This is a genomic window from Rhodococcus sp. P3_B8 (assembly GCF_056402775.1).
In genome coordinates, this window is record NZ_JBFUGT010000040.1 from 16,721 (window position 1) to 42,950 (window position 26,230).

General features: G+C 68.4%; 27 protein-coding genes and 1 pseudogene. 20 read left to right on the top strand and 8 right to left on the bottom strand.

Annotated elements, in window-relative coordinates; genetic code table 11:
• Positions 1-127: 127 nt before the first annotated feature.
• The gene (locus tag AC1D1G_RS16160) at positions 128-664 is read left to right on the top strand and encodes a potassium channel family protein (RefSeq protein ID WP_283353391.1); all 537 of its coding nucleotides are present in this window, start codon (positions 128-130) and stop codon (positions 662-664) included.
• Here the strand turns inward: AC1D1G_RS16160 and AC1D1G_RS16165 are convergent.
• Positions 661-2,379: a TIGR03767 family metallophosphoesterase gene (locus tag AC1D1G_RS16165; RefSeq protein WP_477952876.1), complete on the bottom strand. Its 1,719-nt coding sequence runs from the start codon at positions 2,377-2,379 to the stop codon at positions 661-663. The two genes, AC1D1G_RS16160 and AC1D1G_RS16165, sit on opposite strands and share 4 nt — an antisense overlap.
• Before the next feature lie 229 nt (positions 2,380-2,608).
• On the opposite strand from AC1D1G_RS16165, the gene groES reads away from it, so the two are divergent.
• Entirely contained in the window at positions 2,609-2,908 is a 300-nt protein-coding gene (gene groES / locus AC1D1G_RS16170; protein ID WP_003940763.1) for a co-chaperone GroES, read from the top strand.
• Between the two features lie 92 nt (positions 2,909-3,000).
• Complete coding sequence (gene groL, locus AC1D1G_RS16175) at positions 3,001-4,614, top strand: chaperonin GroEL (RefSeq protein ID WP_477952877.1); 1,614 nt, start codon at positions 3,001-3,003, stop codon at positions 4,612-4,614.
• Between the two features lie 97 nt (positions 4,615-4,711).
• Here groL and AC1D1G_RS16180 read toward each other — a convergent pair whose 3' ends face one another.
• The 3 genes from AC1D1G_RS16180 to AC1D1G_RS16190 form a co-directional block, all read right to left on the bottom strand.
• The gene (locus AC1D1G_RS16180) at positions 4,712-5,431 is read right to left on the bottom strand and encodes an anti-sigma factor (RefSeq protein ID WP_283333003.1); all 720 of its coding nucleotides are present in this window, start codon (positions 5,429-5,431) and stop codon (positions 4,712-4,714) included.
• 1 nt (position 5,432) lies between these two features.
• Positions 5,433-6,059, bottom strand: coding sequence for a sigma-70 family RNA polymerase sigma factor (locus AC1D1G_RS16185; protein WP_283333004.1), 627 nt, complete (start codon positions 6,057-6,059; stop codon positions 5,433-5,435).
• A gap of 172 nt (positions 6,060-6,231) precedes the next feature.
• The gene (locus AC1D1G_RS16190; RefSeq protein WP_005239766.1) at positions 6,232-6,525 is read right to left on the bottom strand and encodes a WhiB family transcriptional regulator; all 294 of its coding nucleotides are present in this window, start codon (positions 6,523-6,525) and stop codon (positions 6,232-6,234) included.
• A 247-nt stretch (positions 6,526-6,772) separates the two neighbouring features.
• Between AC1D1G_RS16190 and AC1D1G_RS16195 the strand changes: the two are divergent.
• The 5 genes and pseudogenes from AC1D1G_RS16195 to AC1D1G_RS16215 form a co-directional block, all read left to right on the top strand.
• Positions 6,773-7,021, top strand: a pseudogene (locus AC1D1G_RS16195) (MerR family transcriptional regulator); the annotation flags it as partial.
• Between the two features lie 198 nt (positions 7,022-7,219).
• Positions 7,220-7,789: a transcriptional regulator gene (locus AC1D1G_RS16200; RefSeq protein ID WP_317569269.1), complete on the top strand. Its 570-nt coding sequence runs from the start codon at positions 7,220-7,222 to the stop codon at positions 7,787-7,789.
• A 34-nt stretch (positions 7,790-7,823) separates the two neighbouring features.
• Positions 7,824-8,657 (top strand): hypothetical protein, encoded by an 834-nt coding sequence (locus AC1D1G_RS16205; RefSeq protein WP_477952882.1) that lies wholly within the window; start codon positions 7,824-7,826, stop codon positions 8,655-8,657.
• A 160-nt stretch (positions 8,658-8,817) separates the two neighbouring features.
• A complete protein-coding gene (locus tag AC1D1G_RS16210) occupies positions 8,818-9,396 on the top strand; it encodes a sigma-70 family RNA polymerase sigma factor (RefSeq protein WP_005239770.1) in 579 nt (192 codons plus the stop codon).
• The gene (locus AC1D1G_RS16215; protein ID WP_477952883.1) at positions 9,380-10,399 is read left to right on the top strand and encodes an anti-sigma-D factor RsdA; all 1,020 of its coding nucleotides are present in this window, start codon (positions 9,380-9,382) and stop codon (positions 10,397-10,399) included. The genes AC1D1G_RS16210 and AC1D1G_RS16215 overlap by 17 nt, the downstream gene beginning before the upstream one ends.
• A gap of 85 nt (positions 10,400-10,484) precedes the next feature.
• Here AC1D1G_RS16215 and AC1D1G_RS16220 read toward each other — a convergent pair whose 3' ends face one another.
• The gene (locus AC1D1G_RS16220) at positions 10,485-10,889 is read right to left on the bottom strand and encodes a DUF5319 domain-containing protein (protein ID WP_005239778.1); all 405 of its coding nucleotides are present in this window, start codon (positions 10,887-10,889) and stop codon (positions 10,485-10,487) included.
• Between the two features lie 243 nt (positions 10,890-11,132).
• Between AC1D1G_RS16220 and guaB the strand changes: the two genes are divergently transcribed.
• From guaB to guaA, 4 genes are all read left to right on the top strand, one after another.
• The gene (gene guaB, locus AC1D1G_RS16225) at positions 11,133-12,656 is read left to right on the top strand and encodes an IMP dehydrogenase (protein WP_037244801.1); all 1,524 of its coding nucleotides are present in this window, start codon (positions 11,133-11,135) and stop codon (positions 12,654-12,656) included.
• A gap of 33 nt (positions 12,657-12,689) precedes the next feature.
• Positions 12,690-13,829, top strand: a complete 1,140-nt coding sequence (locus AC1D1G_RS16230; protein WP_005257142.1) for a GuaB3 family IMP dehydrogenase-related protein — start codon at positions 12,690-12,692, stop codon at positions 13,827-13,829.
• A gap of 209 nt (positions 13,830-14,038) precedes the next feature.
• Entirely contained in the window at positions 14,039-15,781 is a 1,743-nt protein-coding gene (locus AC1D1G_RS16235; RefSeq protein ID WP_477952885.1) for a GMC family oxidoreductase N-terminal domain-containing protein, read from the top strand.
• A 64-nt stretch (positions 15,782-15,845) separates the two neighbouring features.
• Entirely contained in the window at positions 15,846-17,417 is a 1,572-nt protein-coding gene (gene guaA, locus AC1D1G_RS16240; RefSeq protein ID WP_477952886.1) for a glutamine-hydrolyzing GMP synthase, read from the top strand.
• Between the two features lie 60 nt (positions 17,418-17,477).
• Here guaA and AC1D1G_RS16245 read toward each other — a convergent pair whose 3' ends face one another.
• Both AC1D1G_RS16245 and AC1D1G_RS16250 read right to left on the bottom strand, forming a co-directional pair.
• The gene (locus tag AC1D1G_RS16245) at positions 17,478-17,705 is read right to left on the bottom strand and encodes a hypothetical protein (protein WP_477952887.1); all 228 of its coding nucleotides are present in this window, start codon (positions 17,703-17,705) and stop codon (positions 17,478-17,480) included.
• Positions 17,698-19,170, bottom strand: coding sequence for a PspC domain-containing protein (locus tag AC1D1G_RS16250; protein WP_280782671.1), 1,473 nt, complete (start codon positions 19,168-19,170; stop codon positions 17,698-17,700). Before AC1D1G_RS16250 ends, AC1D1G_RS16245 begins: the two co-directional genes overlap by 8 nt.
• Before the next feature lie 68 nt (positions 19,171-19,238).
• On the opposite strand from AC1D1G_RS16250, the gene AC1D1G_RS16255 reads away from it, so the two are divergent.
• From AC1D1G_RS16255 to AC1D1G_RS16280, 6 genes are all read left to right on the top strand, one after another.
• A complete protein-coding gene (locus tag AC1D1G_RS16255; RefSeq protein WP_477952889.1) occupies positions 19,239-20,621 on the top strand; it encodes a PspC domain-containing protein in 1,383 nt (460 codons plus the stop codon).
• A gap of 134 nt (positions 20,622-20,755) precedes the next feature.
• On the top strand, positions 20,756-21,295 hold the full coding sequence (locus tag AC1D1G_RS16260; protein ID WP_477952890.1) for a YbaB/EbfC family nucleoid-associated protein: 540 nt from the start codon (positions 20,756-20,758) through the stop codon (positions 21,293-21,295).
• Complete coding sequence (locus AC1D1G_RS16265) at positions 21,255-21,569, top strand: WXG100 family type VII secretion target (protein WP_283353396.1); 315 nt, start codon at positions 21,255-21,257, stop codon at positions 21,567-21,569. The genes AC1D1G_RS16260 and AC1D1G_RS16265 overlap by 41 nt, the downstream gene beginning before the upstream one ends.
• Positions 21,569-22,426, top strand: a complete 858-nt coding sequence (locus AC1D1G_RS16270; RefSeq protein WP_477952891.1) for a WXG100-like domain-containing protein — start codon at positions 21,569-21,571, stop codon at positions 22,424-22,426. Before AC1D1G_RS16265 ends, AC1D1G_RS16270 begins: the two co-directional genes overlap by 1 nt.
• Positions 22,423-22,932 (top strand): RDD family protein, encoded by a 510-nt coding sequence (locus AC1D1G_RS16275; protein WP_317569238.1) that lies wholly within the window; start codon positions 22,423-22,425, stop codon positions 22,930-22,932. The genes AC1D1G_RS16270 and AC1D1G_RS16275 overlap by 4 nt, the downstream gene beginning before the upstream one ends.
• Before the next feature lie 39 nt (positions 22,933-22,971).
• On the top strand, positions 22,972-23,631 hold the full coding sequence (locus AC1D1G_RS16280) for a response regulator (RefSeq protein ID WP_009479420.1): 660 nt from the start codon (positions 22,972-22,974) through the stop codon (positions 23,629-23,631).
• Positions 23,632-23,643: 12 nt separating this feature from the next.
• Here AC1D1G_RS16280 and AC1D1G_RS16285 read toward each other — a convergent pair whose 3' ends face one another.
• Complete coding sequence (locus tag AC1D1G_RS16285) at positions 23,644-24,855, bottom strand: serine/threonine-protein kinase (RefSeq protein ID WP_105420571.1); 1,212 nt, start codon at positions 24,853-24,855, stop codon at positions 23,644-23,646.
• A 211-nt stretch (positions 24,856-25,066) separates the two neighbouring features.
• Between AC1D1G_RS16285 and AC1D1G_RS16290 the strand changes: the two genes are divergently transcribed.
• Together AC1D1G_RS16290 and AC1D1G_RS16295 are read left to right on the top strand one after the other, a co-directional pair.
• The gene (locus tag AC1D1G_RS16290; protein ID WP_477952896.1) at positions 25,067-25,906 is read left to right on the top strand and encodes a hypothetical protein; all 840 of its coding nucleotides are present in this window, start codon (positions 25,067-25,069) and stop codon (positions 25,904-25,906) included.
• The coding region (locus AC1D1G_RS16295; RefSeq protein WP_477952892.1) for a Y-family DNA polymerase at positions 25,903-26,230 on the top strand (328 nt) is incomplete at its 3' end. The genes AC1D1G_RS16290 and AC1D1G_RS16295, both read left to right, overlap by 4 nt.

The window sequence follows — 26,230 nt, forward strand, 5'->3', positions numbered from 1 at the left end:
TTGAATCGGCGACTGTTATCTGAACGTTACAGAAAACAAACGGATTTCGCTCCCGACTTTCGGCCGCAGAAGACGAGGATGGCGCTCGATATCCGGTCTCACCTGCACAGTTGTCCAAAGGAATCTCATGCGACGCGCCAGCGATTTTCGCAACCTCACGAGACGCGAGCGCCGACGGCTTCTGCTGCGTGCACTTCTGCGCCCATTGGTCACTGTCGTCCTGTGCCTCGTGGTCTACTTCGCCCTGCCGTGGACCTCGTTCGGGGACATGTCGGGTGTGTTCTTCCTGGCCGGCGGTTTGCTCGCGGTCGCGGCGGTCGCGGTCTGGCAGATCCGCCGGATCGTCCGGTCCGACGTACCGGCGCTCCAGGCGATCGAGGCACTGGCCCTGATCCTGCCGCTGTACCTGCTCGGGTTCTCGGCAGGATATTGCCTGATGTCCGAAAGCGATCCGGGTTACTTCTCCGAACCCCTCACACGCATGGGTGCGTTGTACTTCTCGCTCACCGTCTTCTCGACCGTCGGGTTCGGCGACATCGCCGCGACGACCGATCCATCGCGAGCCGTCGTGAGTGTGCAGATCATCGGAAACCTGATCCTTCTCGGCGTCGGCATCCGCGCGGTCGTCGCGGCCGTCGACTGGGCCCGCAGGCGCCGGACCTAGCGACCCGACGCCAGCACCAGTTCGACGTTCCGGTCGGGTGTCCCGCCGAGCAGGTCGGGGTCGGCGTGAATGTCGTTGAACGACAACTCCCGGTACAGCGACGCCAACCCGAGCGGTGAGAGATCGGTGTGGTCGACGGAGTAGGGGCTGTCGGCCTCGAACAGTGTCGTGAGCAGCGACACGGTTCCGTCGACGTTGTCGACCACCTCGATGATTCGCCCGTGCTGGGGGAAGTCGATGTGCGAGGCCGTGTTGATCTCCCAGAACGATTGTTCCGGAGTCGATCCGGGCCACGGTGTGATCCGGTTCTCGTGGGTGTGTCCGTTGACCCAGGCGAGGACGTTCGGGAATCGGTGCAGCAGATCCACCAGTCGCGAACCCCGGATCCGGGGTTCCGCCGGGGCGGAGGGGTCGGGGACGACGTTGTCCATGCTGCCGCTGGTGTGGTGGCTGAACAGGACGAACCAGGTGTCGCTGCGTGCCTGCGTCACCGGATTGCCGGCCGTGTCGAAGTACCGGCTGCTGCCGGCCACCAGAGTGTCCTCGATCCACCGGAACTGCGCCGCACCGAGCGAGCCGTCGACGAACCCCGCCCGGTTGGTGGAATCCATGCTGATGCCGACCACGCCGGGTGCGATCTCGAACGAGTAGTAGCCGATCCCGGTCTCGCCGGCGTCCGGTGCGAAACCGTGGCCGACCGGTCCGGGGCCGGTGTTGGCCGGGTCCAGGTGGGCGGCGATGAACTGGCGGGGAGTGAACGGGGCGCGTGCGGGGTCGGGTGTGACGACCCGCGCTGGGGTCGTGATCGCGGACAGGGCGGCGGGAATGGCGCCGGGATCGAACCTGGTCGCGATGTCGACCGCCTTCGCCTCTTCCGGCGATCCCGGGACCTCGAACTTCAGAGAACCGGTGTACATCGCTTCGAGCGGTGGGATGCCGCTCGGGACGGTGCCCTGCACCGAGTCGTCGTGATTGCCGAAGACGCAATACCAGGGGGTGCGGAGGCCGGGGCTCGTGACGGGAGAGATCGCCGCGCCGAGCAGGCCGGGTATCTCGGGGAACCCGGCCTTCTTGTACATGTCCTGGAGGGAGGACTCCGGGTTCCAGTACAGTTCCGCACCCGAGTTCTGCACGCCTTCGTAGCGGTCGGGTGCGCCCGTGTTGGGGACGATGGTGCCGCCGTTGAGTGCGGTGAGGAACCAGCCGAGTTCGGCGAACTCCTTGTTGTCGGTGTTGTCGCCGGTACTCACGACCGCGTCGAACGGGCGCTGGGTGTGCGGGCCGGACGCGAGCGCGTTGACGCGTGCGACCAGGGCGACGAGGCCCTGTGCGGTGAGTGTCTCGTGCGGGCGGAACGCGGACCCCGTGAAGGGGTGCACGTATTCGAAACGCATCGGGGACTGGGCGTCGACCAGGTGGACGTCCGTGAGCTGGACGAGGGAGGCGAGGGCGGTGCGCCGGTCCTCGCGCCCGCTGCGCGCCTCGGCGAGTTCGGTGCGGACGATCGTCGGCCACCCCGGTCCCGCGCCGAGCCTGCGGTAGCCGGAGCTGCCGAGGGGGACGGCCACCGCTTCGAGGGTGGTGCCGGCCCCGGACGTGGGAAGAGGCGCCGCGCCCGCGTACTGCAACCCCCACGGGCGTGCTCCGAATCCCACTGTTCCGATCGCCCCGAGTCCGGCAAATGTCAGGAATCTACGCCGATTGATGTCAGACACCAGACGAACCTTAGGTGACGACCCGTGAGACAGGCCGACATTCGGTCGGCGCGGTTTACCACCCCCTTCTCCTTGAGCGTTGGCACTCTCACGTATAGAGTGCCAAGTGGCGCCGATCGAGCTCCGGCACCCGCGACGACGGGGCTGTGTGAAGTGCCGTAAACGGAACACTCAAACAGGAGTCCGGAGAAGTCTCCGGACCCGCATACCCCAAAGTGGAGGGCTCATCGTGGCGAGCGTCAACATCAAGCCGCTCGAGGACAAGATCCTCGTCCAGGCCAACGAGGCTGAGACGACGACTGCCTCCGGCCTGGTCATTCCCGACACGGCCAAGGAGAAGCCCCAGGAGGGCACCGTCGTCGCAGTCGGCGAAGGCCGCGTCAACGAGCAGGGCAACCGCATCCCGGTCGACGTCAAGGAGGGTGACACGGTCATCTACTCCAARTACGGCGGAACCGAGATCAAGTACGCCGGCCAGGAGTACCTGATCCTGTCGGCACGCGACGTGCTGGCTGTCGTCTCCAAGTAAGCCATACGTGATCCGCCCCGGAGTCCCCACAGGATCCCGGGGCGGAGTGCGTTCACGCGCGTAACCCTGAGATCCAGGAGAAGACAGAACACATGTCCAAGCAGATTGAGTTCAACGAGGTCGCACGCCGGTCTCTCGAGCGTGGAGTCGACAAGCTTGCCGACGCGGTCAAGGTGACCTTGGGTCCGCGTGGCCGCCACGTAGTGCTGGCGAAGGCCTTCGGCGGCCCGACCGTCACCAACGACGGCGTCAGCATCGCCCGGGAAATCGAGCTCGAGGACCCGTTCGAGAACCTCGGCGCGCAGCTCGTCAAGAGCGTCGCCACCAAGACCAACGACGTCGCAGGCGACGGAACCACCACCGCGACCGTGCTGGCTCAGGCCATCGTGCGGGGCGGTCTGAAGAACATCGCCGCGGGTGCGAACCCGATGGCGCTCGGCATCGGCATCAACGCCGCGGCCGACAAGGTCGTCGAGGCACTCCTCGCCGCCGCGAAGCCGGTCGAGGGCAAGACGTCCATCGCCCAGGTCGCGACCGTGTCCTCGCGTGACGAGGAGATCGGCGAAATGGTCGGCGAGGCGCTCACCCGCGTCGGCACCGACGGCGTCGTGACGGTCGAGGAATCCTCGACCCTGGCGACCGAGCTCGTGATCACCGAGGGCGTCCAGTTCGACAAGGGATACCTGTCGCCGTACTTCGTCACGGACCTCGATGCACAGAAGGCCGTGTACGAGGACGCTCTCGTGCTGCTGTACCGCGAGAAGATCACGTCCCTGCCCGATTTCCTGCCGCTGCTGGAGAAGGTTGCCGAGAGCGGCAAGCCCCTCCTCATCATCGCGGAGGACGTCGAGGGCGAGGTGCTCTCGACGCTCGTGGTCAACTCCATCCGGAAGACCATCAAGGCCGTCGCCGTCAAGGCGCCGTTCTTCGGTGACCGCCGGAAGGCGTTCCTCGACGACCTCGCCGTCGTCACCGGTGGCACGGTCATCAACTCCGACGTCGGCCTCACGCTGAAGGACGCCGGGCTGGACCTGCTCGGCAGCGCACGCCGCGTCGTGGTCAGCAAGGACGAGACCACGATCGTCGACGGCGCCGGAACCGACGACGACATCAAGGGTCGCGTCGCGCAGCTGCGCCGCGAGATCGAGAACACCGACTCCGACTGGGATCGCGAGAAGCTCGAAGAGCGTCTGGCGAAGCTGGCCGGTGGCGTCGCCGTCATCAAGGTCGGCGCGGCCACGGAGACGGACCTCAAGGAGCGCAAGTTCCGCGTCGAGGACGCCGTCAACGCCGCGAAGGCTGCTGTCGCCGAGGGCATCGTCCCCGGTGGCGGTTCCGCCCTCGTCCAGGCGAGCACCGAGCTGGCCGACAACCTCGGTCTGACCGGTGACGAGGCCACGGGCGTCAAGGTCGTGCGCGAAGCACTGCAGGCGCCGCTGTACTGGATCGCCAGCAATGCCGGTCTCGACGGTTCCGTCGTCACCAGCAAGGTTGCCGAGCAGCCCAAGGGCGACGGTTTCAACGCCGCGACCCTGACCTACGGCGACCTGCTCGCCGACGGTGTCGTCGACCCCGTGAAGGTCACCCGCTCCGCGGTCGTCAACGCGGCCTCGGTCGCGCGGATGATCCTCACCACGGAGAGCGCCGTGGTCGAGAAGCCGGCGGAAGAGGACGAGCAGCAGACCGGTCACGGGCACAGCCACTAGGCTCTGCCCGTCGCGACCGATCGGCTCCGATCGTTCGAGCGAAGAAACCCCCGTGCGGATCACCGCGCGGGGGTTTCTTCTGCCGGCAGGCGCCGGCTCAGCTCAGTTGCAGCACCGCGAACGGTTCCGACGTCGGCTGGGGTGATCCTCCGGGCGGTTCGACGGTGACGGCCAGCTTCGACATCGACCCCACGTCGTCGAGGACGATCGTCGTGGTCGGCTGCACCTCTCCGGGAGAGAGGGTTCCCGCGGGCACGGGCGCGTCCCCGGACGCCGGCATCAGCCACAGCTGGTACACGGTGTCGGCGCTGGGCGGGGCGACACCGTCCAGCACGAACACCACCGCGTCCTGCGACTTCGAGTAGTTGGCGGTCGCGGACCCGCCGGCCGCGATCGCACTCGTCGACGAGTGCACGTCGGAGGCGTCGAGAACCTGCTCCGCCACGGTCGGCGCCGGACCTTCCGTGAGCTGCCGGACGATCACCGTTCCGCCGGCGAGCACCCCGACGGCCGCGGCGGCGGCGACGGCGACCTGCCAGCGGCGCCGGCGGGTGCGGCGTTCGGTGAGCGATGTCGGCCCGGACGCGGATTGCCTGACCTCGTCGAGGACTCGCGTCCGCACCCGGGGCGGGGGGTCGACGGCTCCCACTGCACTCACCACCGCGAACGCTTCGCGGATCCGCCGGACCTCGTCGGTGAACGTGGAGCGGGTGTCCTCGTCGGTGGTTGCGAGATCGGTGTCGAGTTCGCGGCGCTCACTGTCGTCCAGTGCATCGAGTGCGTACGGGTAGGCCATGCCCACGAGTTCGTCGTTCATGTCACAGACCCCCCAGGCACCCGCGAAGACGCGTCAGTCCGTCACGGATGCGCGTCTTCACCGTGGACAGGGCGACCCCCAGCTGGGAGGCGACCTCCCGGTAGGTGCGGCCGTCGTAGTACGCCATCGCGACGGACTCACGCTGCGTGTCCGTGAGCGAGTCCAGGCAGGCGAGCACCGATTGATGCTCGAGCCGGCGGGTCACCTCCTCGGTGACGTGGTCGAACGGCCCGGCGATGTTGGTGGTCTCGTAGAGCGTCTCGCGGTCGGTGCCCGCCTGCTCCGACCGCACGCGGTCGACCGCCCGGCGGTGCGCGAGCGTCATCAGCCAGGACAGTACGGAGCCGCGGGCCGGATCGAAGTTCGATGCGGTGCGCCACGCCTGGAGGAAGACCTCCTGTGTCGTCTCCTCCGCGTACCCGGGGTCGCGCAGGACCCGCAGAACCATGCCGTGTACCCGGGCGCTCGTCCGGTCGTAGAGTTCGGCGAACGCGTCGGCGTCCCCGTTCGCGACGCGGGCCATGGTGTCGTGGAGCTCGGTGGATTCGGTGGTTCGGGCCCGGTGTGCCCCGGCTGCGTCCGCCGAGCACACGTCGGCCGCTGGAGTGTTGCCCTCGGGGTTCGTCACCGGAGGTCGTCTCGCTTCATCGAGAACCACGGTAGCGTGCACATCCACTCATCTCCTCCAGCCGGTAGGCATTCGGAGACCGCGTCGCGGTGGATGGGTGTCGAGGGTGTCGATGTGACGCGGGGAACCCCCGCGCGGCGACGAGGGTTCCCCGGTGAGTGTGGTGAAGCGGTCAGACGGCTATCCGGCCGCGTCTGTGCCGGGCGTGCATCTCGCGTTCCGTTTCGGACATTCCGCCCCAGATCCCGTACGGCTCGGACACGCTCAGCGCGTGATTGCGGCACTGGGCGAGGACCGGGCAGCGTCTGCACATCTCCTTGGCGCGGGTCTCCCGCTGCGCGCGCGCCCGGCCACGCTCTCCGTCGGGATGGAAGAACATCGAGGAGTCGACCCCGCGGCACAGTCCGTGCATCTGCCAATCCCAGATATCGGCGTTCGGGCCGGGCAGGTGGTTGGGTGCAGGCATGTGGACTCCTTAGCTGCAAGCTCGCCTCGGGCGACGAGCGGACCGTGGGCTCGTAGGTACGTTCAAGCCACTAATCATTCACGTCGCTAACCGTAGAGTCGGTTGTGAAATCGCGTCAATAGTTGTTCACAGTGGCGATTTACATATCCCACGAGCTGAAAGTTAACCTGGAAAATATTTACTTTCCCGCGGTTCCGTGATTCCGTTTCGGGTTGAAAGACCCCCGGTCACGGGCGACGATGTGCGGGTGCCCCAGCCCGCGGAGCCTCACACCCAGCCCCCTTCCGGACCCCCGGACGAGGGACCGACGATCTCGGTATCCGCCCTGGCCAGAAAGCTCGGGGTCGCTCCGTCGACGCTCCGCACCTGGGACCGCAGATACGGCATCGGACCCTCCGTGCACGCGCAGGGAAGTCACCGGCGATACACGCCGCGCGACGTTGCCCGGCTCGAATGCATGCAACACGCTCTGGACGGTGGTGCAAACTCCGCGGAGGCCGCGAGATATGCGATTAACGCAATGGCTACATATTCGTCAGAAAGCGACCACCGACCGGGTGTGAAAAATCTGGGTGACAACTCGGTGAACGGGACGGAAACAGACCCGTCGAACCTTTTGTCATCCTTTTCCGGCCTCGGCGGCGCCGAGGCGTCCGTCCGGAATTTATCGGGTGCGTTGCTGGCGCGAGACGTCGTGACAATCCGGCGGATCGTCGTGCGGGCCGTCGCGGAGCGGGGATTCAGCTCCATGTGGACGACCCTGGTCGTTCCGGTGCTCGAATGGGCGGACGAGGGCAGGAATTCGGAGGCTGCGGCTGCGAGTGTCCGCGTATTCGCCGAATGCGTTGCAGGAATCCTGTCCACGATGACGCTGGACGCGCCGATCGGCGGTGGTGGCCGTGTCCTGCTCGTGCACGTGCCGGCGGATCTATCGGACTCAGTTCCCGCCGACCCGTACAGCCTCGAATTCCGGGCCCTGGGCGCCGCCCTGGCCACGGCCGCGGTGGACACGCGGATCGCGCTGCCCCTGTGCCGGTCGGCGCTTCTCGCTGCCGTGACCAACACCGAGCCGGACGCGATCGTCCTGTGGTTTCCCGCCGCCGGATGCGACCTCCCGTCTCTCCTGCGGGCGATCCGCCGCAGGCGCACCGGGTTGACGATGCTCGCGGGCGGCCCTGGATGCCGGACGCAGTCGCTGCCCCGATCGATCGCGGTGCTGGGCACGCTGGACGAGGCCGTGGACGCCGTCACCGCGGTCACCTGACCGCGGGGCGGCCGGACGATGCGATGATCTCGGCGTGCCCGACTCCAGTCTCCGTTCCGACGCCACGAATTCGTTGATCCGCGCGGCTTTCGGCGCCGACCCGGGCGCGTGCCCGCTGCCGGCGTCCGACGTTCCCGTCGAGCGCTGGATGCGAGCGGTGGCGTGGGGTGCCCGGGGGCACTACGCCCGATCCCGCGCAGAGCTGGACGCACTGACGCGGGGCGGGGTGGCCGAGCCTGCGGTCGTCTCGCTCGCCTGGAGCACGCAGGCGTCGTTGCTGAGGCAGCTCGGCTGGCACGGTGTGGCGTCCGGGTTCGACGGCCGGGCTCTCGCCGCCGTCGGGACGCGTCCGGGCGACGAGGACGGCGTCCTGGTTCGCGAAGCGCGGTGCGACGCGCTGACGGGGCTGGCCGCCGACGCGCTGGGGTGCGGCCGGCTGGCACTGGGCCGGCGGCTTCTCGGCAGGTGCTCCGAGCATCTGGACGAGCGTGCTCCCGACGAGCTGTGGCGCCAGCGCGTCCGCAGGCACTGGGTGAGTGCGGAGTTGTTTCTCGCGGGCGGAGACTTCGCCTCGGCGCGCCGCCACGCCGAGACCGCTGCGGAAATTTCGGAGGCCGCCGGATCTGCGCGACACCGCGTCAAATCGGATCTGCTGCGGAGCGCGTCCATGACGGGGGAGCCCGATTCGGGTCCGGCGGCGCGGCTTGCCGCGGATGTGCTCGAGCGGTGCGATCGGTACGGCTTGATACCTCTGAAGTGGGCAGCTGCGATGGTGCTGAGTGGTGTGACATCCGACTCACCTGCGGAGGCCGTGCGTACGGAGTGCGAAGCCGTCATCAGGGCGCGAGGTGGGCGCTTCCGAATCTGACTCCGCTGGTCGAGCCCCGTGCGGCCGGGTTGCGCGCGAATCGCTGCGAATCCGGGCGAATACCGTTCGGTCCGCACCGTTACTCTTGGAGTGTTCCGCTGAGAGCGGGAGCACACCCATCGGGGGAGGTGCCACTGTAACGCCAGGATATTCAGCAACGATGACTAATACGAGCGAGGAGTTGGACTCCGCAGTCGCCGCTGCAACGCAGGGTGACCGGGCCGCTTTAGCTCTGGTCCTGGAAAACATTCGGCCCTTGGTTGTGCGTTACTGCAGAGCCAGGGTCGGTGCTGCGGAGAGGGGACAACTCTCCGCGGACGACGTGGCACAAGAAGTGTGCCTCGCCGTGATGACGGCCTTGCCTCGTTACGAGGATCAAGGCCGGCCGTTCATGGCATTCGTCTACGGGATCGCCGCGCACAAGGTCGCCGACGCGCATCGGAACTCCGCCCGTAACAAGTCGGAGCCCGTCGCCGAAGTACCGGATGTCGTAGCCAACGATGACGGACCCGAACAGAGGGCGCTGGACTCGGAAGCAAGCAGGCAGATGAACGAACTGCTGAGCACGCTGCCGGAGAAGCACCGGGAGATCTTGATCCTCCGCCTCGTGGTCGGTATGTCAGCCGAGGAGACGGCCGCGGCCGTGGGTAGTACCGCGGGAGCTGTCCGCGTGGCTCAACACCGAGCCATCGCGAAACTGAAAAAAGAAGTGACGAGGGCAGGTGAGAGGTTTGGCTAGGGGCATCAAGCGCAACGGCAATCCCAATGCCGATCTCCCAGGAGACGACGCACCGGTGAACGTCGCGGCAGTGCGCCGCGACGACGCTTTGATCGACGCGATCGCCGGCGGCGGTCCCGTCGCAACGGATTCGCCGGAACAGTACGAGCTCGCGCTTCTGCTGACCAATTGGCGCGCCGACATCGTGGCGACGCCGATGCCGACCGGGCCGCTGCTGGACGACGTGATCGCGGCGATCGACGCCTCGGACGCCCGTTCCGCACGCAGCGCTGCCCGCAGCAAGCTCCGCTTGTTGCGACCCATCGCAGGCGCTGCCGCCGCGATCGCGGTCGTCATGGGTGGCGCCACCATCTTCTCGTACAACGCCGCACCCGGCGATCCGCTGTGGAGCGTCAAGTCGGTCGTGTTCAGCCAGCAGGCCGATTCGACCGTCGCGCAGATCGACACCGCGTCGCAGCTGCAGGAGGCCGAGCGGCTGATCGCCGCGGGCGACGCGGAGGCGGCGAAGAACCTGCTCGAGGGCGCCGCCGACCGTTCCGGCGGGGTACGCGACGCCGACATGCGCAACGAACTCGACGTGTGGCGGGCGAAGCTCGCCGCGGAGGTCGAGAAGATCGCTCCCACCACGCCGCCTGCGACGACGACGCCCGGTACCACCACGACGGATGCGCCGACGCAGGCCACCGAGTTGCCGGCCACCGTGCCGGGCACACCCGGTTCGACGACACTGCCGGGAATCGAGCAGTTGCCGGGAACCCTGCCGACGGATCTGCAGATTCCGGGACTGCCGCCCATCCCGCTGCCACAGCTGCCCACGCTGCCGCCGCCTCCGCCCGAAACGGTGCCGCCCATGAGCCCGGATCCCACGATCATGTTGGTTCCGACGCTGCCCTCGGACACTCCGGCGACGGAGCCGTCCACCCAGCAGCCGCCGCAGGAGCCCTCGACGGTGCCGCTGCCCACCACCACGACCCCGGTCCCGGTGCTACCGCCCACCAGCTAGCGGTTCGGCGGCCCTCCCGCACAGACCACTGTGGCCCGACACTTCGCGTGTCGGGCCACAGTGGTCTGTATCGGGTTGTGCCGGATCAGGCGTCGAAACCGTCTCCGTGCAGAGCGTCGTTCATCGAGGCGTCCGCGTAGCCGCGGCAGTAGTCCCAGGTGACGTATGCCTCGGGTGTCGGGTCGTAGGCGGGCTCGTGCGGGCGCACGGTGCCGTCGACCAGAAGCTGGAGGAGGTTGGCACGAAGCATGTCCCAATCGTGGTAGTGATCTTGCTGGCAGTCTTCGCAGCAGACGACGAGACCGCGGATCCCGCGATGTGCCAGCAGCGCCTCGTACACGGCGAGGTCGGCCAGATCTTCCTCCACGGCGAGACGCTCGTGGGGGTCGAGTGGTTGGCCCGGTTCGATCGCGTCGAGAGCTGCGGACGGGTCGGCGGGGTCGCCGGCGAAGGGGTCCGGGGGCAGACCTGGAGGCAGTTGATCGCGCACAGCACCACGGTACGCAGGTCAGCCCGGTCTGCGCCAGCCGTTCGGCGTACGCCCAGCGTGGGTGGGCTCCGTGGTGATCGCGTCGAGCCGATATCATGGTTTGTGGAGCTGGGAATATCGATCGTCGCTCCGGCCTTTTTCTTGTATCCGTGTTCCCGAAAGTTTCCACCAGATCGAAGATCTGAATGTCCGCAGACGGCGCCACCGGCGCCGCACCTATGTTCCATGGAGGGCCCGAACCGCATGACAAGTTCAGCAGGGCATGTACACACCGGCGGTGACGACCCGAACAAGGTCGCGATGCTGGGTCTCACGTACGACGACGTCCTGCTCTTGCCGGCGGCGTCGAATGTCATCCCCGGCCAGGTCGACACGTCCAGCCAGCTGACCAGGGACATCCGGCTGCGAGTGCCGCTCGTCAGCTCCGCGATGGACACCGTCACCGAGGCGCGGATGGCCATCGCCATGGCCCGCGCCGGTGGCATGGGCGTCCTGCACCGCAACCTGTCGGTGGAGGCCCAGGCCGGGCAGGTGGAGACGGTCAAGCGGTCCGAGGCGGGAATGGTCACCGACCCGGTCACCTGCAAGCCGTCCGACACTCTCGCCGAGGTCGACGCCAAGTGCGCCCGCTTCCGGATCTCCGGACTTCCGGTCACCGACGAGGCGGGGCAGCTCGTCGGCATCATCACCAACCGCGACATGCGCTTCGAGGTCGACCAGAACCGCGCCGTGTCCGAGGTCATGACGAAGGCCCCGCTGATCACCGCGCAGGAGGGTGTCACCGCGGAGGTGGCGCTGGGTCTGCTCCGCCGCCACAAGATCGAGAAGCTGCCGATCGTGGACGGTCAGGGCAAGCTCACCGGCCTCATCACGGTCAAGGACTTCGTGAAGACCGAGCAGCACCCGGACGCCACCAAGGACCGCGACGGCCGGCTCCTCGTCGGTGCCGCCGTGGGTGTGGGTGACGAGGCGTGGAGCCGCGCAATGGCTCTCACCGACGCCGGAGTGGACGTGCTCGTCGTCGACAGCGCCCACGGTCATTCGGCCGGCGTGCTGGACATGATCTCGAAGCTCAAGGCCGAGGTTGACGAGCGCGTGCAGATCATCGGCGGCAACGTCGCCACCCGCGGCGGTGCGGCCGCTCTCATCGAGGCAGGTGTGGACGCGGTCAAGGTCGGTGTCGGCCCCGGCTCCATCTGCACCACCCGCGTCATCGCCGGTGTCGGCGCCCCGCAGATCACTGCGATCCTCGAAGCGGTCGCCGCAGCCAAGCCGCACGGTGTGCCGGTGATCGCCGACGGTGGACTGCAGTTCTCCGGCGACATCGCGAAGGCCCTGGCGGCAGGCGCGTCGACGGCCATGCTCGGTTCGCTGCTCGCGGGCACCGCGGAGTCGCCGGGCGAGCTGATCCTCGTGAACGGCAAGCAGTACAAGAGCTACCGCGGCATGGGTTCCCTCGGCGCGATGCAGAGCCGTGGCGCCGCGAAGTCGTATTCCAAGGACCGCTACTTCCAGGACGACGTGCTGTCCGAGGACAAGCTGGTTCCGGAGGGCATCGAGGGCCGGGTCGCGTTCCGCGGTCCGCTGTCCCAGGTCACCCATCAGCTCACGGGCGGTCTGCGGGCCGCCATGGGCTACACGGGAGCGTCGTCGATCGAGGAACTGCAGAACGCGCAGTTCGTGCAGATCACCGCTGCGGGTCTGAAGGAGAGCCACCCGCACGACATCACGATGACGGTCGAAGCTCCCAACTACACCGCTCGCTAGCAACCAGTCACGATTCACGAGAAAGGGGCGCGCGTGCGCGACCTCGTTGAGATCGGCATGGGCCGAACAGCCCGACGAACCTATGAGCTGGACGACATCGACATCGTCCCCTCCCGCCGGACCCGCTCCTCCAAGGAGGTGTCGACGTCCTGGCAGCTCGACGCATACCGGTTCGACATTCCTGTGCTGGCGCATCCGACCGACGCGCTCGTGTCGCCGTCGTTCGCGATCGAACTCGGCAAGCGTGGTGGCCTCGGGGTCATCAACGGTGAGGGTCTGTGGGGCCGGCATGCGGACGTCGAGGCGAAGCTCGCCGAACTCGTTGCGCTGGCCGAGTCGGACGTCGACGTCGAGGCGCCGATCAAGAAGCTGCAGGAACTGCACGCCGCGCCGTTGCAGCCGGGGCTTCTGGCCGCTGCCGTGGCCCAGGTCCGCGACGCAGGTGTCACGACCGCGGTTCGGGTCAGCCCGCAGAACGCCCGGGCGCTCACCCCGCAGCTGCTCGAGGCGGGCATCGACCTGCTGGTCGTGCACGGCACGATCATCTCCGCCGAGCACGTCGCGCACGGCGACAGCGAGCCGCTGAACCTCAAGACGTTCATATCCGAGCTCGACGTCCCCGTCGTGGCCGGTGGGGTGAGCGATCACCGCACCGCGCTGCACCTGATGCGTACGGGCGCGGCCGGTGTGATCGTCGGATACGGCTCCACCGAGGGCGCCACGACCACCGGTGAGGTGCTGGGCATCGGTCTCCCGATGGCCACGGCCATCGCGGACGCCGCTGCTGCTCGCCGTGACTACCTCGACGAGACGGGTGGACGCTACGTCCACGTTATCGCGGACGGCGACATCACCTCCTCGGGCGACCTCGCCAAGGCGATCGCCTGTGGCGCGGACGCCGCAGTCCTGGGCGCACCGCTGGCCGTCGCGGCGGAGGCTCCCGGTGGCGGCTGGTATTGGCCGTCGGCCGCGGCGCATCCCTCGGTTCCGCGCGGCACGATGCTGCCGGTCTCGTTCGGTGACCGTCCGTCGCTCGACCGCGTCCTCACGGGTCCGTCCGACGACCCGTTCGGTTCGCTGAACTTCGTCGGCGGGCTGCGCCGCTCGATGGCGAAGTCGGGGTACTCGGATCTGAAGGAATTTCAGAAGGTCGGCCTGACCGTCCGCGCCTGAGGCGTCCGTTCGCCGCCGCTTCTCTCGTCGCCCAATGTCACATCGGTGCAGTTCAACTGCACTGATGAGGCATTGGGCGACGTGCGTTTGCGGGTATCACGACCGTTCCTGATACCTCTCGTTACAGTTAGGTGACCCTTGTGGCAGCTGTCACAGCCGAGGGGTGCATACTGGCGAGTAATAACTCAGGTGTCGTTGGAGGTCGAGTGATGAGCAAGCAGCGCGCAACGGAGTACGACGTCCTCATCGTCGGATCCGGATTCGGTGGCAGTGTCACCGCACTCCGATTGGTCGAGAAGGGCTACAAGGTCGGCATCCTCGAGGCGGGCCGTCGCTACGCCGACGCGGACTTCGCGAAGACCAGCTGGGATCTCAAGAAGTTCCTCTGGGCGCCCGCCCTCGGTTTCTTCGGCATCCAGCGCGTCCACCTGCTGCGCGACTGCCTCATCCTCGCCGGCGCCGGCGTCGGTGGCGGTTCGCTCAACTACGCGAACACGCTCTACAAGCCGCCCGCCTCCTTCTTCCAGGACAAGCAGTGGTCGCACATCACCGACTGGCACGACGAGCTCACGCCGTACTACGAGCAGGCCCGGAAGATGCTGGGCGTGGTCCAGAACCCGCACATGACCCCCGCCGACGAGATCATCAAGTCGGTCGCGGAGGACATGGGGGTGGGCGATACGTTCATCCAGACCCCGGTCGGTGTCTTCTTCGGTGAAGCGGGCAAGACCGTGCCCGACCCGTACTTCGGCGGCGTCGGCCCCGACCGCACCGGATGCATCGAGTGCGGCGAATGCATGACCGGATGCCGGCACGGCGCCAAGAACACCCTGCTCAAGAACTACCTGGGTCTCGCGGAGAGGGCGGGCGCCGAGATCATCCCGATGACCACGGTCACCGGTCTGCGCGAGGCGTCCGACGGCACCTGGGACGTCTTCACCCGGCGCAGCGGGCCGCGGAAGAACCGGAACCGCAAGACGTACACCGCCGCGAACGTCGTCCTGGCCGCGGGCACGTGGGGCACTCAGCATCTGCTGTTCGACCAGAAGGAGACGGGCGCGCTGCCCAAGATCTCCGACCGGCTGGGCGTGCTCACCCGCACCAATTCGGAGTCGATCCTCGGCGCCGCCAAGAACAAGGTGGACCCCGCGCTCGAGCTCACGAAGGGCGTCGCCATCACGTCGTCGTTCCACCCGACGTCCGACACCCACGTCGAGCCGGTGCGCTACGGCAAGGGGTCGAACTCGATGGCGCTGCTGCAGACGCTGCTGACCGACGGCGGCGGCCGGCGGTGGATGACGTTCCTCAAGGAACTCGCGAAGGATCCGAAAGCTCTGAAGGTCCTCACCCCGTACAAGTGGAGCGAGCGCACCATCATCGCGCTGGTGATGCAGAACCTCGACAACTCCATCACCACGTACACGAAGAAGGGCCTGTTCGGTCGGCGCAAGGTCACCAGCAAGCAGGGCCACGGCCAGCCGAACCCCAGCTGGATCCCGGCAGGCAACGAGGCGACCCGCCGGATCGCGGAGAAGATCGACGGTCGCGCGGGCGGCACCTGGGGCGACGTGTTCAACATCCCGCTCACCGCGCACTTCCTCGGTGGCTGCACGATCGCGTCGGAACCGTCGAAGGGCGTCATCGACCCGTACCACCGCGTGTGGGGTTACCCGACGCTGAGCGTGGTCGACGGGTCGGCCGTGTCCGCGAACCTGGGCGTCAACCCGTCGCTGACGATCTCGGCGCAGGCCGAGCGTGCGGCCTCGTTGTGGCCGAACAAGGGCGAGGAGGACCTGCGTCCGGCGCAGGGCGAGGGATACCGGCGCCTGAACCCGGTCGCCCCGGTCGCACCGGTCGTCACGGCGGGGGCGCCCGCCGCGCTGGTGCTGCCGATCGTCGAGATCCGCAACAGCTCCGTGGTGCCCGACGCGCAGAAGCACGGCGTTGCATAGGGCGCGAGAGGGCCGGGTCGTGGGGTCGCGCAGACCACGGAGCTGCGCCGATTAGACTGACCCGGTGGCAGATATCGAGCAACAGAGACCGGTCCTCGTCGTCGACTTCGGCGCGCAGTACGCGCAGCTGATCGCCCGGCGGGTGCGTGAGGCCAAGGTCTATTCCGAGGTGGTTCCGCACACCGCGACCGTCGAGGAGATCGCGGCCAAGAATCCCCTTGCCGTGGTGCTGTCGGGCGGGCCGTCGAGCGTCTACGCGGACGGTGCGCCGCAACTCGATCCGGCACTGTTCGATCTGGACATTCCGGTGTTCGGCATCTGCTACGGATTCCAGGCCATGGCGGGCGCACTCGRTGGGACGGTGGCACACACCGGCACCCGTGAGTATGGCCGCACCGACCTGAAGGTGCAGGGCGGTCTGCTGCACGAGGGGCTGCCGTCCAGTCAGCCCGTGTGGATGAGCCACGGCGACGCGGTCACCGAGGCCCCGGCCGGCTTCGAGGTGACGGCCACGAGCGAGGGCGCACCCGTCGCCGCGTTCGAGGACCGGGCCCGCAAGCTCGCGGGTGTGCAGTACCACCCGGAGGTGCTGCACTCGCCGCACGGCCAGCAGGTGCTCAGCCGGTTCCTCCACGAGATCGCCGGCATTCCTCCCGCATGGACGGCCGCGAACATCGCCGACGCCCTCGTCGAGCAGGTCCGCGAGCAGGTCGKCGACGGCAAGGCGATCTGCGGGCTCTCCGGCGGTGTCGACTCCGCTGTCGCGGCGGCGCTCGTGCAGCGCGCCATCGGCGACAACCTGACGTGTGTGTTCGTCGATCACGGTCTGATGCGGGCGGGCGAGCGTGCCCAGGTCGAACAGGATTTCGTTGCCGCGACCGGCGCCAAGCTGATCACGGTCGACGCCGCCGACACCTTCATCGGTGAGCTGGCGGGGGTGTCCGACCCGGAGACCAAACGTAAGATCATCGGCCGCGAGTTCATTCGCAGCTTCGAGGGCGCAGTCAGCGACGTGCTGGGCGAGAACGCCGCGCACGGCGACACGGTCGAATTCCTCGTGCAGGGCACGCTGTACCCGGACGTCGTGGAATCCGGCGGCGGCACCGGCACGGCCAACATCAAGAGCCACCACAACGTCGGCGGMCTGCCGGAAGACCTGCAGTTCACGCTCGTGGAGCCGCTCCGCCTGCTGTTCAAGGACGAGGTCCGGGCGGTGGGACGCGAGTTGGGTCTGCCCGAGGAAATCGTGGGACGCCAGCCGTTCCCCGGCCCCGGGCTGGGCATCCGCATCATCGGCGAGGTCACGCAGGAGCGGCTCGACATCCTGCGTCACGCGGATTCCATTGCGCGCGAAGAGCTGACGGCCGCCGGGCTCGACGGTCAGATCTGGCAGTGCCCCGTGGTGCTGCTCGCCGACGTCCGCAGCGTCGGCGTGCAGGGTGACGGACGCACCTACGGTCACCCGATCGTGCTCCGCCCCGTGTCCAGTGAGGACGCGATGACCGCGGACTGGACGCGACTGCCCTACGACGTTCTCGAGCGGATCTCCACCCGGATCACCAACGAGGTGCACGACGTCAACCGTGTCGTGCTGGACATCACGAGCAAGCCGCCGGGCACCATCGAGTGGGAGTGACGCACTGTGCGCGGTGAGTGAGTCCGAGGACTCGCTCACCGCGCACGTGCGGTTGCGTCTCTACTTCCGCCGGTTGGGTGCGAACACGAGCACCACGCCGACCAGCACCGCGATCACCACGAACAGCCAGTGGAACCCGACGTTCGCGAGCGGTTCCAGCGAGAACGGCCCCGCGAGCGCCCAGCCGCTCACCAGGAGTGCTGCCAATCCTGCGAGGATCAGTAGTGGCGACGGGCGCTTCCGCGTCCGGGTCTGTTCGCTGCCCTGAGTGTCGTCGATGTCATCCACGGCGCACCTCCACACTTCCGAATCGGACATCGGCATTGAGGGTCAGGACGTGACCGTCCGTGCCGTCGACGCCACCGTCGAGGCCCTCCGGGAGACACTGCGCGTCGCCGAACTGCGCGGTGCAGTGGTTCTCGACGTTCATACCGGGCGGCAGGAGCACCACGACCTCACCGAACTGCCCACTGACGTCGACCGTCTTGTCCTCGGTGAGAGTGACGTTCCGGAGGTCGAGCGTGAAGCTGCCGAATCCGCCGGAGTAGGCGGGCTCGATGGCGGCCGCCGTCGCCGGGTTCCAGGTCCGATCGCCCATGTTCTCGCTGTTCAGGTCGAGTGAACCGACGATCGAGGCGAGGATCACGAAACCGATCAGCGGGCCGGCGACGACGAGAAGTCCGTAGCCCTTGCGCAGAAATCCGCCGATCAGCAACCCCACTCCGATGACGGCGAGCGCAACGGCGCCGATGCGACCGGGGTTCAACCAGTCGGATCCGGTGGCGACCGACAACGCGGTCGCCGCCGCGGCCGCGAGGATCGCCAACCCGATCACCATCGTCGTCAGGCGGGAGTGGGTGCGGTCCGGTTGTACTGCGGGAGCGGTGGTCCTGGCCGGTTCGGGCAGATCCCATGCGAACGGGGCGACCCCGAGCGGGTCCCACGCCGGCGGTCGCGGTTCGAGCGGCGCGAACGGGGCCGAGGGTGCGTCGACCTGCGGACCCGGGGGTGGGGACTTCTCGAACGACACCGGATCGGATTGGGCGGCAGCAGCTTCGGGCTTCAGTGCCTCCGTGGGTGCGTCGGCCGGCTTCTCGCCGGAGGCCGGCGGCGTGCTCGGCGTGTAGGAGTCGGGAAGTTTCGTGTACGGACCGTACGCACCCGGACCGTAGGCACTCGGACCGTACGTGCCGGGGCCGAACGGGTTGGCGCCGAACTGACCGGGCGAGAAACTCGTCCCGGGATACCCGGTCCCGACACCCGGGGCAACGGCGCCGGCGGGCAACGGTGGGGGTATCGGCTGCCGCTGATACAGCAGCCACAGGCCGCCGAGCATCAACGCCATGCTGACCAGGCCGGAGCCGCCGAGGCCGACACCGAAGGGGCCGACGGTGCTCAGCGCGATGGCCAGTGCGACGAGAAGGACGATGGTCTTGGTGCCCGAGTCGGAGCTGTGACCGCGTCCCACCAGCGACTCCGCGGGGGAGGCCGGGTCGCCCGATTTCGTGAGGGCGAGCCAGCACGCCAGGTAGAGGAGCACGCCGGCGCCACCGAAGATGGTGGACACGACGAAGGCGACTCGTATCAGTACGGGATCGACGCCGTAGCGGTAGCCGATTCCCGCACAGACACCGGCGACGTGACCACGGCCCGGCAACCGCACCGGCCGGGTCCGCCACAGATCCTGTATCTGCTCTTGGAAGCTCCCATTGCTCATACGACCATCGTTCCGGTCGGCGCGGCGCGCGTACATCGGGAACTACCCTGATCTTTCCGGTCGGGGTGGGCCGGAACGCGGGCCGAAGTCAGGGTTGGACCCTGATGCCGTGGCCAGGGGATCGTGCCAGTATCGAACATGTGCAACCTGTGTCGAACACGTCCGCGGGCGGTGCCCAGTACGCGGGCGCCGTGACCGCGCCTGCCCCGCCCGACGGCATTCCCATGCCGCGGCTCGAACGCCGGACCGGTGGTCGCATCGTTGGCGGCGTCGCGGGTGGTATCGCCGATCAGCTGGGCGTCGACGTGATGAAGGTGCGGGTCGCGTTCGCGTGTCTCGCCGCGCTCGCCGGCGCCGGCATCGTCGGCTACGGACTGTTGTGGATCTTCACGGCCGCAGGTTCCGACACCGAGAAGCCCAGTGCCTCCGAGCGGCGGCGAGCGTACGGACTGATCGCGATCGGCCTGGCCGGTGCGTCCGCGTTGTCGTGGTTGTTCAGTGGCCGGGTCGGTTCGGTGATCGCGCCGATCATCGTGGTGGCGGTCGGCGCGGCTCTGGTGTGGCGCGAATTCGATTCGGAAGGTCCGCGCACCGTCATCGGGCTGCCGCAGCGTCCCACCGTCCTCACCTGGGCGCGGGTCCTCGGTGGCGTGACGTTGATCGTGTCGGGTCTCGGTGTGGTGATCCTCGCGCAGGTCGACTTGGCTGCGCTGCGTTCGTCGTTGCTGGCCGTGGTGGTCACCCTCGTCGGCGCCGGGCTGCTGACCGTGCCCCTGTGGTTGCGACTGTGGCGCGCGCTGGGCGCGGAGCGTGCCGCCAGGATCCGCAACGACGAGCGTGAGGAGATCGCGTCACACCTGCACGACTCCGTCCTGCAGACCCTGGCGCTGATCCAGAAGCAGGCCGACGATCCGCAGGAGGTCGCGCGGCTGGCCCGGGGGCAGGAACGAGAACTGCGGAAGTGGTTGTTCGGTGGGGGAGACACCGACCATTCGAGCCTCGCGGAGGCGTTGCGCATCATCGCAGGCGAGGTGGAGGACCATCACGGCGTCACGGTGCGGCCGGTGACGGTCGGCGATGTGGCGCTCGACGTCGAGGGCACGGGCGAGGGTCTGTCGAAGGAGAGTTTCACGGCGGTGCTCGGTGCGACGCGGGAGGCTCTGGTCAACGCGGCCAAGCATTCCGGGGAGACGGACATCAACCTGTTCGCCGAAGCCGAGCGCGAACAGGTCAGTGTGTTCGTCCGGGACCGCGGCGTCGGATTCGACGTCGACGAGGTGTCCCCGGACCGTCAGGGCCTGGCGAAGTCGATCCGTGGACGGATCGAGCGGCGCGGCGGGCACGTCGACGTGCGGTCCGCACCCGGCAAGGGCACCGAGGTGCGAATCCACATGCCGCGGAACGGCCGGACGTGGGCGACAGCGGGCGCCGCCGAGGACACGGACACTGCCGGCGTCGAGGACGTGCCGTTCAGTCAGGGTGCGTGAGCACCACTTTCGCCGTGTCTGCTCGCATGCTGTCCCGGTGAGGGGGTAATGTTCGCCGGCGACACGACTGTGGGGGTCGTGTGGTCGCACCGTGCTGCGGCGGGGTGGGACGCGAGATGTCAAGGGGGGATTTCATGTTCGACCGTGAGGGTCTGCGCGTGCGCGAGCACGAGTTGCAGGATCAGATCGACTCGATGCTGGACACGCTCGACCGGCAGACGCAGGAACTGCATGCCGCTCAGCAGCAGGTGGCGCAGCTGCGGGTGAGTGGGGCGTCCACCGACGGACTGGTGCAGGTGGTGGTGAACTCGGTGGGCGGCGTGGTGGACGTGCGCCTCGCACCGGACGCGTTCCGGCGGTCCACCCCCGAGTCGCTGGGACGTGCGATGACCGAAGCCGCCCGGCGTGCGGCGAGGCCGCGCACACCGAGTCGATGCGCCTCATGGGATCGATCGTGGCCGCGACCGAGACCCTGCCGGATCTGCCGGACCTCGTTCCCGGTGCTCCGAGTCTTCGGGACTTCCTCCCGCGCCTCGAGCCCGACGTCGGTGGCGTCCCGGCCGAGCGGGAACCGGACCTCGATGGTCCCGACGACGCGCGGTGGAATCGGCCGGTCCTGCGGGGCGGGTGGCAGTGAGCGCGCAGCTGTGGGTGGACCCGATGCATTTGCGTAGCGTCGCACCCCGATTCGACGCACTGTCGCAGCGGATGGCAGAGGTCGCCGCCACACTGCACTCGACCCTCGAGGCCGAGGGGGAATGCTGGGGCGGCGACGGGACCGGGACGACGTTCGCGAGCGGGTATCTGCCGTCCGCGGACGCGGCCGGACAGTCGTTGGGGTTCGCCGTCGGGGCGCTGGCCGCGCTCGGATCCAGGCTCAGGAGCACCGCCGACTCGTTCGACGACACCGACCGCGGCACCACATCCAGCCTCGCCGGGCTGTTCTGATGGGCATCGAGGTTCCGGGCAGTGTCCGGTGGCTGGCGGAGAAGGTCGTCGGGGCGGACTGGCCCGACGCGGACGAAACGGCGATGGAGCGGCTCGGGCAGGGGTGGAAGGTCGCCGGTGCCTCGCTCGACGACATCATCGAGGAGGCCGACGCCGCGATGCGCTCGGCCATGTCCGGGGTCAGTGGTGACGTCGACACCGCGATGGCGCAGCGCTGGGCGCGGATCGGTGGGGACGGGGCGCTACGCGAGTTGTCGGGGTTGCTCCACGAACTCGGCGACACCCTCGACTGGTCGGCCGACGACATCCGGGTCGCGAAACTCTCGATCATCGCGGCCCTGGTGGCGCTGGCGGCCGAACTCGTCGCGGTAGCGGTGGCCAGCGCGATGACGTTCGGTGCGGCGAGCCCGGCCGCGTTCGCGGCGGAAGCGGCCACACAGGTCACCGTCCGGATGATCATCCGGCAGCTGATCACCTCGATCCTCACCCGCGCCGCCATGGGCGCTCTGAAGGGCGCGGCAGGGACGGCGGCCATGCAGGCGACGTTGGAAGCCGGCCTGCAGTGGTACGAGAAGGAACATGGGCGGCGCGACAGCATGGACTGGGGCAACGTCGCCGAGGCGGGTGGCAAGGGTGCGGTTCAGGGAGGTGTGAAGGGTGCGGTCAACGGTGCGTTCGGGCTGAAGTTCACCGACCCTCGTTCTCAGTTCGGGGGCATGCTCGGCTCGTACGTGCAGGAGGAGACGGTCGGCACACCGAGGTTCACCGGCGCCGTCGTCGGCGAGGGGCTGGACCGGACCGGACTCGATGACGACGTCCGGCGGGCCCGCGACGAGATCGACGGGCGTCTGCCGTGAACGGCCCCGACAGCCACAGCTTCTGCCGGAAGACCGACCTGACGGTGGACTCACGCCCGGGCGTACCGAACAGGCACGGCATGCACGGTGACCCCCGCTACCCCTCGCCACGCAGGCTGCGGCGGGCGACCGCCTTCGCGATCGACTGGCTCCTCCATATCGGCGTGGCGATCGGGTTGTCGGCGGTGTGCGAGGCATTGCCGGAACTCGCGCCGTGGTCTTTTGCTGCCGCAGTGTCCTCCTGGATTGCAGTGTCGTTCGTGCACCGAACCGTTCTTCAATCGGTGTTCCATGCAACGGCGGGGAAAGCATTGTGTGGACTGTGCATCCTGAAGCCCGACGGATCGTGGCCAGGGTTCGGCTTCCTCACGAAATGGTGGGTGATCGGTACATTCTCGACCGTTCTCGTCGCCGTCTCCGGCGCGGGCGGCGACAGTGACAAGGAGGACGACTGGTTTCCTCCGGTCGTTCGGCTCCGGGACGTCCGGCGCCTGCACGTCACCTAGAGTGGGGTGACACTACCGCCCACGCGAGGAACAGCTGCAGTGACTTTGCCTGAAACACCCCCGTACCGTGTCTTTCTCGTCGATGATCATGCCGTTTTCCGTTCCGGTGTCCGCGCCGAGCTCGGCAGGGAAGCGGACATGGAGGTGGTGGGCGAGGCGGGCGGTGTCGCGGAGGCGGTGGCCGGGATCAACGCCACCTCACCGCACGTCGTGCTGCTCGACGTCCACATGCCCGACGGGGGCGGTGTCGCTGTGCTGCGGGGCATCGAGTCGGGTCCGGTGTGCCTGGCGCTGAGCGTGTCCGACGCCGCCGAGGATGTGATCGCCGTGATCCGCGCCGGGGCACGCGGGTACGTCACCAAGACGATCTCGGGCGCGGAACTGGCCGACGGCGTGCGCCGGGTCGCAGGCGGTGACGCCGTGTTCAGCCCGAGGCTCGCGGGATTCGTGCTGGACTCTTTCACCGGGCGTTCCAATGCTCCTGAGCCGCAGCTGGATCCGGAGCTGGATTCGCTGACGCCGCGGGAGCTGGAAGTGCTGCGGCTGCTCGCGCGGGGGTACACGTACCGCGAGATCGCCGAGGAACTGGTGATCTCGGTGAAGACGGTCGAAACGCATGCGTCGAACGTGCTGCGGAAGACGCAGCAGTCCAACCGGAATGCGCTCACGAGGTGGGCGCACCGCCGGCGGATCGACTGACCTCCCGGGGTATCAGGGCTGGGCGAGGAGGACGATCACGGCCACGAGCACGGCCAGGATCAGGATCGCGACCATGACACCCATGGCGATCGGCGCCCACGCCACCACCTGATCGCGGACGGTCGGGGCCGGCGAACCGGGAGCGGGTTTCGTCGGGCGCGGCGGCCACTGCAATCGGCCGAGCGGCCGCGGCACGTTCTTGAGCGGTGTGCTCTGAGGCACGGCGGGCAGACCGGCCTGGGTGGAACTCACCAGCTTGCTGCGCCGGCGTGAGTCGGGCAACGGCGTCGAACGGTGTGCCCACGCCGGGATGGTGCCGTCTGCGGAATAGACGGGCGAACCGACGAGGTGCGCGACGTTCCCGTCGCCGGCCATGGCCACCCGGGCCAGGGCGTCGCGGGCCTCGGCCATCGTCGGGCGACGCGCCGGGTCGGGCTCGAGCAGGTGCAGCAGCGTGTCGGTGAGCGGTCCGGCCTTACTGGGACGGTAGATCTCGGCCTTCGCGACCCGGTGCAGGAGTGCGATGGAATCGGAGTCGATCCCGAATGGCGGCTGGCCCTCGACGACGGTGTACAGGGTGGAACCGAGCGAGAAGACGTCGCTGGCCTCGGTGGGGTCCTGGCCGCGGGCGACCTCGGGGGAGAAGTACGCGGGTGTGCCGGTGATGACCCCGTTCGTGGTGTCGGCGGAGTCGCCCTTGGCGCGGGCGATGCCGAAGTCGCTGATCTTGACGGTGCCGAGTTCGCGGCCGCGGTCGGCGACGAGGATGTTGCCCGGCTTGATGTCCCGGTGCACGATCCCGGCGGCGTGGGCGGCGGTGAGCGCGTCGGCCACTTGCGCGCCGATCTGGGCGACCTCGAGCGGGGGCAGTGTGTCGGCGATGTTCATCGCCTGGGCGAGGCTGCGGGACGGCAGGTACTCCATGACCAGCCAGGGCTCGCCTGCCTCGAGCGCGACGTCGTACATCGCGATGGAATGGCTGTGGGCGAGTTTGGCGGCGTTGCGCCCTTCCCGCATGGTGCGTTCGCGGACACGGCGGGCCTCGTCGGGGTCGAGTCCGGCCGTTGTGGTGACCTGTTTGATGGCGACGTCGCGGTGCAGCAGGGTGTCCCGTGCGAGCCAGACCGCGCCCATTCCACCGCCGCCCAGTTTGGACCGCAGGCGGTACCTTCCGGCCACCAGGTATTCGGGTCCGATGCCCCTTTCGCTCTGCTCCTGCTCCATCACGCGTTCAGGTTAGAGGATTGCGCGGACACGGGATGCGCGACGGTCCTGACCTGGCCGTTCGGGGTCCACTTGACGGGCCTCCACCGACCGGCTTTACTTGAAATGAGTTCGAAAATACGTTCGAACAAAGCGTCTGTTCGAGCCGCGTCTTCCCCGTGGTTGCCGACCGCTGTTGGTGCCGAGTGTCAGGGGTGTCGAGTTGGCTGAAGTGGCCGGCGAGCCGGGGTTTCCGGTGCCGGGGTCTCCCGAGTTGTCCGGGCTGTCCCGGCAGGAGCGTCTGGACTACCTCCGACGACGGATGGCCGCTGTCCCCGCGCGCGGTGAATCGGTGGCGAGCCGCGCCCCGGTGGAGAGTGCGTTCCCCACGACGGGCACGTCCGCAGCGCCCGATTCCCATGCTGCCGGGGTGCTTCCGGTTCCGGCTGCACTGGCCGAACTCCTTCCCCGAGGCGGGCTGGTGCGCGGTTCGGTGGTGTCGGTGTCGGGTGCCACCTCGCTCCTGCTGGGTTTGGTCGCGTCCGTGACCGCGGGCGGCGGACACGTCGCGGTGATCGGACATCCCCGGCTCGGGGTGCTGGCAGCGGTCGAGATGGGGGCGCAGCTGGAACGGCTGGCCCTGATCCCCGATCCGGGCGCCGATCCGGTGGAGATCGCCGCGGTGCTCCTGGACGGAATGGATCTGGTGGTGCTCGGACTGGGTGGGGCGTCGGTGGCGCCGTCCCGGGCGCGCGCGGTGGTGGCCCGGGCCCGGAGCAAGGGGGCGACCCTGGTCGTCACGGACGGACACTGGGACGGCGCGGAGATGCGGCTGGAAGCCCGGGTGCACGGTTACGCCGGACTGGGCAACGGATCTCAGGACCGGGGATGCGGGCGGTTGCGTTCCCTCAGTCTGGCGGTGTGCGCCCGGGGGCGGTCGTTCCAGCCGCGCACCACCCGATTGGACGTGCGGTCGGCGCAGGGCCGGGTGGAATGGGTGAGTGCACCGGAACCGGTGGCGCCCCTCGAGGTCGCCCCCTTCCCCGGGCCGGTGGAGGTGGTGGGTCTGTGAGCCGGGTGCTGGCGTTGTGGTGCCCCGACTGGCCCGCGGTCGCGGCGGCCGCTGCCGCGGACCTCCCGCCGACTCATCCGGTGGCGGTGACGTCGGGTAATCGGGTGATCGCCTGCTCGGCACCGGCCCGCGCGGACGGGGTGCGCAGAGGCCTGCGCCGCCGCGAGTCCCAGGCCCGGTGCCCCCGGTTGCACGTGGTGACCGCCGATCCCGACCGCGACGCGCGGCTGTTCGAGCCRGTCGCCTCGGCCGTCGACGCGGTGGCGCCCGGTGTCGAGGTGCTGCGACCCGGTCTGGTGGTGCTGTCCGCTCGCGGTGTCGCCC